This window comes from Pseudoalteromonas rubra, from assembly GCF_005887095.1.
In the GTDB taxonomy this organism is placed as follows: domain Bacteria; phylum Pseudomonadota; class Gammaproteobacteria; order Enterobacterales; family Alteromonadaceae; genus Pseudoalteromonas; species Pseudoalteromonas rubra_E.
Map to the genome: position 1 here is coordinate 1 of NZ_PNCI01000038.1, position 5771 is coordinate 5771.

Annotated in this window: 3 protein-coding genes; 2 read left to right on the forward strand and 1 reads right to left on the reverse strand. The window is 41.7% G+C overall.

Features of this window, described 5'->3' with window-relative positions; all coding sequences use genetic code 11:
• Positions 1 to 319: 319 nt before the first annotated feature.
• Positions 320 to 3172: a TonB-dependent receptor plug domain-containing protein gene (locus CWB99_RS16525; RefSeq protein WP_171045370.1), complete on the reverse strand. Its 2853-nt coding sequence runs from the start codon at positions 3170 to 3172 to the stop codon at positions 320 to 322.
• A 772-nt stretch (positions 3173 to 3944) separates the two neighbouring features.
• On the opposite strand from CWB99_RS16525, the gene CWB99_RS16530 reads away from it, so the two are divergent.
• Both CWB99_RS16530 and CWB99_RS16535 read left to right on the forward strand, forming a co-directional pair.
• Positions 3945 to 4382 (forward strand): acyl-CoA thioesterase, encoded by a 438-nt coding sequence (locus tag CWB99_RS16530; protein WP_138553631.1) that lies wholly within the window; start codon positions 3945 to 3947, stop codon positions 4380 to 4382.
• 151 nt (positions 4383 to 4533) lie between these two features.
• The gene (locus CWB99_RS16535) at positions 4534 to 5535 is read left to right on the forward strand and encodes a fatty acid desaturase (RefSeq protein ID WP_138553630.1); all 1002 of its coding nucleotides are present in this window, start codon (positions 4534 to 4536) and stop codon (positions 5533 to 5535) included.
• Positions 5536 to 5771: the final 236 nt, after the last annotated feature.

The window sequence follows — 5771 nt, forward strand, 5'->3', positions numbered from 1 at the left end:
CGTCCATCTCAATCACCCACTGTTATTTAGAACATAGCATCACTTGGAATGTTGAACGGCTTTCAGTAATAATCGAGCCTGCCCGAAAGGGCGGCAATAAGCCAGTACCTTAGAATGTTAAGCGCTAGGTATAGTGACTACACGCTTAAGGAGATAACGTATAACCCCCGTCACTTGCCTGTTATGATAAATGGTGAGATTAGCGTCAAGCTAAAGAGGCAGCTTGCGTGTCTGAATTGGTGCGAAGGCATCCATGCCTTGTTTACGTTCTAACTTCCTGGAACTTAGTGAGAATAGAAATCAAAGATGAAAAGGGAGATCAAAACTCTTTGAACCACGATAAAGTGTAGTAGCGACCTCTCGGGTTTGGCCCGCGATCATAGCCTCGTGCGACATCCAAAAATGGTGGTTTTTCACCAAATGGATTTTGTACAGTGAGATTAAATCGACCATATTGCTGTGCGTCATAGCCAACCGTTAGCGTTTTCAAGTCGTAAGACGGCGACCAGTCCAGAGCAAAGTCTCTGGCTGTTCTGTATTTGTCTTTTTCTGGCACGTTTGTTAAATCAAGAATATCGTCTTCATCTGAATTAAATGCTTTACTACCGTACGCCATGGTGAAAGAAGAATTCCAGTTTCCTTTATTCCAAAATATGCCAAATGATTGCTTTGTCTCTAAATTATTGTATCGACCAATATAGGGCGTCCATTCGTCATCACCTAAGTACTGGTTATCACCTTGAGTGATTTCAGCCAATGAGTAGGTTATTTGAAAGCGGCCTATTTGTGTATCAGGAAAAGTGTAGTTTAAATCTAGATCATAGCCTTGGGATCTCGTTTTACCGATATTAATGACGATGCTCTTATAGTGTTCAAGTACATGAGTTGTTGGGTTTCGTTGAATTAGATCGGCAAATAACTCTCCATTGGTGCGCGCATTTTCACGCAGCATTACCCTGGTTAAACGCTCTGGCGCATTTTCAATGTCTACTTTCCAAAAATCTAATGTGGCAGTAAAACCTTGAAGGTATTCAGGGGTCCATACGAAGCCTAAGTTACGTGATGTAGACGTTTCTGGGCTAAGGTTCTCATTGCCGCCCATTTCAAATGACCACTGGTAGGGCTCTGCTTCAGCCACTTTTGCACCAAAGCTTTTACACAATGCCAGCTGCTCCCAGCCCGTGTTACTACATGGGTCGGAAGAGTTGGAGTACCAACGATCAGTGAATACTTCTTTGCCACGATATAAATCAAATAAAGTCGGTGCCCGAAAACCTTCAGAGTAATTAGCTCGAACCATGAGTTGTGCTAATGGCTTCCAGTAAATATTAACAGAGGGCGTACTTGATGAACCCGAATCACTATAATTGGAGTAGCGAACCGCTAGCTCAACACTTAAATGTTTCGCCAAATAAGCATCTTCAGCGATTGGAATGCTGGTTTCGATGTATGCTTCTTTGATTTTACGTTTTGGCGGAACATTGCTGTCTTCCTGACTCAGGTTACCGACTAATTTATACTTTCCTCTTACATCATCGAATTGATTGCTGGCTTCTTCTGTGCGGTATTCGACTCCTACTGCCATTTGAATAGTCCCTGCAGGTAAGTTGAAAACGTCTCCTACCGCACTTAGATTGAAGGTGTTCGTTGTGGCCTTGTGTTTACTCCAAATACCATCAACCATAATTGCATCTAGCAAATCGCCGTTAAGTTGCTCAAGGTCGACAAAAGGGTTGAGTGGTGAGCAATTATTTTCAACAAGGCAAACCTCAGGGCCACTCAGGCTATCTTGTAACAAAGTTCTATTCAGTGCTTCAGGATAAGTTGTTTTTGCTTCATAACGGCTATGTACAAGATCTGTGGACCAAGTCCAATTTTCAGATAGTTCGCCATTTAGCCCAAGGCGCACATGAAAAGGCGTTGTAACTGTTGTTGTGTTTCGTTTATTGAGGTTGGTCAAACGACGGTTCAAACGTACATCGCGGCCGAACGGATTATATTCATTATCTTTACTTACGAACAGGCCAGAGACTACCGCAGCAGCCTCTTGTGCGTAGTTTTCTTTGTCGGCGTAAAGTAATTGAGCGGTACCTTCAAGTGTATCTGTAAAATTGTAATATGTGTTTAAGAGTAAGCTGTATTCGGTTCTTTCGGATGCGTCTAGCGTTTCACTTTGAAAGTTATAGCCATGGGCTTCTTTATATTTCTTCTCGGCTTCTTCTTGCGCTATTTCTTCTAATTCCCAGCAGGCTTGCCCGACTTGTCCACGATAAGTTGCAGAGAACGGGGAAAAGTCATCTAAGCTACTGCCATTTGTGCCATTATTTCTGTGCATCATATAGTAGGTTGCTGTGGCGGTGTCTGCATCGCAATCTGCATAAGTCGCATTGCCATCGGGCCCATAAATACTCAGCCAGTTGGTACCTTCAAAAATGCCATCAACTTTGTGTGAGCTTCTATCGGGGTAGTAGAAACTTCGCGAGCCTCTGTTGTATGTACCTATTTTCTTAGCTTCAATTCCTAATGTAACTCCACCTTCGTTAAAGCTGGTGCCGCCGACAAAGCTAAAAGTGTGAGTTGGGGCATCATTGTATTCGCTGATCCCTGTCGAGACATTCAGCTTGATACCCTCAAAGTCTTTAAGTAACTGGTAGTTAACTACCCCCGCAATGGCATCCGAGCCATAAATTGCAGATGCTGACCCTTTTTTAATATCCACCCGTTTTAGCATGGTTGTGGGGATGATTGAAATGTCCACCGACCCATCGGTATCAGCCGCCATTCTGACGCCATCAAGCAAGTTTAAGGTTCGAGCATACCCTAAACCGCGCAATTGAATTTTTTGTCGACCATCATTATTTCTTGCATCGGCTCCAAAGTTTTCATCAATAGAAACCTGGTGGCCATTCATGGCTGGTAAACGTGTGAAAATATCGGTAATGGAAGTTAACCCGCTTAGCGCGATGTCTTCGCTTGTTACTGTTGTGATTGGTAAAGAAGAAGTGAGTTCGGGCCGGATCAACCGAGAACCTGTTACCGCAACAATTTCAATCTCATTGTCTTCGTTTTTGTTATCTGATTTATTTATTTTTTCAGCAGAGAAACCAGGGGTTGACATCATAACTAGGGCAGTAGTGATGGCAAGATGCACTGGCGATAAAGTGTAAGTCATAAGGGTCCCTTGATGGTTTATTGTTATTATTAACTGGGCAAGTGAATAACCGAAGTACATCAATAAGTTATATAAGTCACTCTACAGAGCAGTGTAACGAGAGCAACAAGTCGGGCAATTGAAAAAATGTCAACTTGTCAAAGATTGTTTTGGAATATGGTATTCTTGTTTTGTTTTCGGGTGGTTTGATTGATCTTTAAATAGAATGATTCAGCCGCCTTTTATTAATCACTTCATTGTGTTAGGTGTTGTATTTTTATTTCAGCTGTTTGTGCAAATATGTCTTAAAGTTGCATTAATTGCACCTTTAGTTTGTTTGAAATAAATAATTTGGTTAATTTTGTGTTTATTTGTTTTGTTTTTTGTGTTAATGGTGTTGCGGGCTTTGGTGTGGTGATTTGAATCCATGTAAGTTAAAAAGTTTCACATCAGGAAGTAATGTATGGTCATATTCAACAAGCCTGCAGTGTTATAAAAGTTTTGAAAAAGACAGGTTTTGAAACGGTTTTGAAAGACATCCAGCTTTAACTGTTCCAAATTTGGGTTTTTCTGCGTCACTTCGAAAGGGTTTTGAAAGACACCCAGTCTTAGTTGTTCCTTATTTGGGTTCTTTGGTTCACCACTGAACTGTGTTCAGATTGAAAAAGTTCCCTTTGAAAAGCTGGCTTAGTTGCGCTTATTGAGTTGGACAGCAGAAATATCGCATAGCGCTTGTTACTGGTACGATGAGTTGTTACCCTCAAAGCAAATAATCATAATTCAAGGCAACATCATGCAGGAATTTTTCGAGAAATTTGCAATTAATACCAAAATAAATGTGGTGTGGGGTGAAATGGATGCTTTGGGGCACGTGAATAATGTGTCTTACTTTCGTTACTTCGAAACCGCGCGAATTGATTTTTTAAAACAAACAGGGCTACTTTCTGTCTTATCAGAACCCACCCACAGCCCGGTACTGCGTGATACGTATGCGCAATATAAGCGACCGGTGACTTTTCCAGATACTTTGTATATTGGCTCATATATCACTGATATCAAAGAAGACCGCTTCACCATGCGTTACGAGGCGTTTAGTGAGTCACAGCAGGCGATATGCACAACAGGATATGCGAATGTGGTGATGTTTAATATGAAAACAGGGCAAAAATCGCCAATTCCAGCAAGTATGTTGACCATATTAAAGCAATACGAGATGGACAGTGAGCAATAGAGCGGGTTTCTGTTTGCTATAAATGCACTGACACTCGGAACTCGCTGTTTTTGATATGAGTGACAGCCAGGGCGGACCTTGTGCATAGATATCCCCAAAGTTTGCAATCTGAGGTATGATTTTGGTATCAATAAGTTAGCAAAAACTATCTATGTCAAAGTTAACCGCGAAACAAAACATAGCAGCGATTGTGACAGCGATTAAAGCCGAAGAGAAATCGCTCAGAGCGCGTTATCCTATACTTGAAAAGCAAAATGGCATAGCTATGGTTATTCTGCTGTTGTCATTATGTTCTTTCATTGGGGTTGCCACGCTTTATTATTTTGCCGCTATTCCCGCGTGGTTGTGCATTCTCTTGGTAGCCTTTATTACTTCCATTACACATGAACTTGAGCATGACCTGATCCACAAGCTGTATTTTAGTAAACGTCCGCTTATACATAACTTTATGATGCTAGTCGTGTGGTTGATGCGACCAAACACCGTGAACCCCTGGTATCGCAGAAGAATTCATTTGCACCATCACAAAGTGTCTGGCACCCCACAAGACCTGGAAGAGCGCTTAGTGGGTAATGGTATTAAATCTCCTTTTTTAAGAGCGGTCGTCATCATCGACGGTCTGCTAGGCTTATTGATTAATTCAAAGCGCTTTAGTAGGGAAATTCGCGACTTCAGGTTTTTTCAGGTCTTCAATGCTGGTTTTCCCATTGCGACGGCTTACTTTGCGATTTTATACGGTGTAATCGCTTTCCATGTGCTGCAACTTTTTCATCCATTTGAACTACCTAAGTGGGGAGTCGTGCTACTGGCGGTTGCACAATTCCTGATGGTGGTTTTGATTGTGCCAAATATTGTCCGCTCGACGTCTCTCAACTTGATCACATCTTCAATGCATTATTATGGTGGAGTGGGCAATCTGCTAGAGCAAACGCATGTGATCACCAGTCGCTGGTTCTTACCATTTCAACTCTTTTGTTTTGATTTTGGCCGTACACACACAATTCATCACTTTGTGCCGAATCAGCCCTTTTATATTCGGCAATTAATAAGCAAAAAAATACGGCCCATTATGGCACTACATGGAGTACGTTATGGAGTACGTTTTGACGACTTACAAAGCTTGAAACGTGCAAATCATTACTCAACACCTTGAATAGCCAGATTAAACCAGACAGATTAAACCAGAGACATCCAGTCGAACGGTGCTTTTATAAGGGCATGCCAAACTGAAAGGCTTACAAACATGGTGGTTATATGCCTGGTCACAATGCTGGGGGAAACAAGGAAACTTCAATGCAAAAAGTTAAAGTTATAGCATTAGTAATCATTACTCTAATTTCAGCTTTTGCTAAAAGCTCAAGTAGAGAGCGGCCTTGTTGATCAAATCCA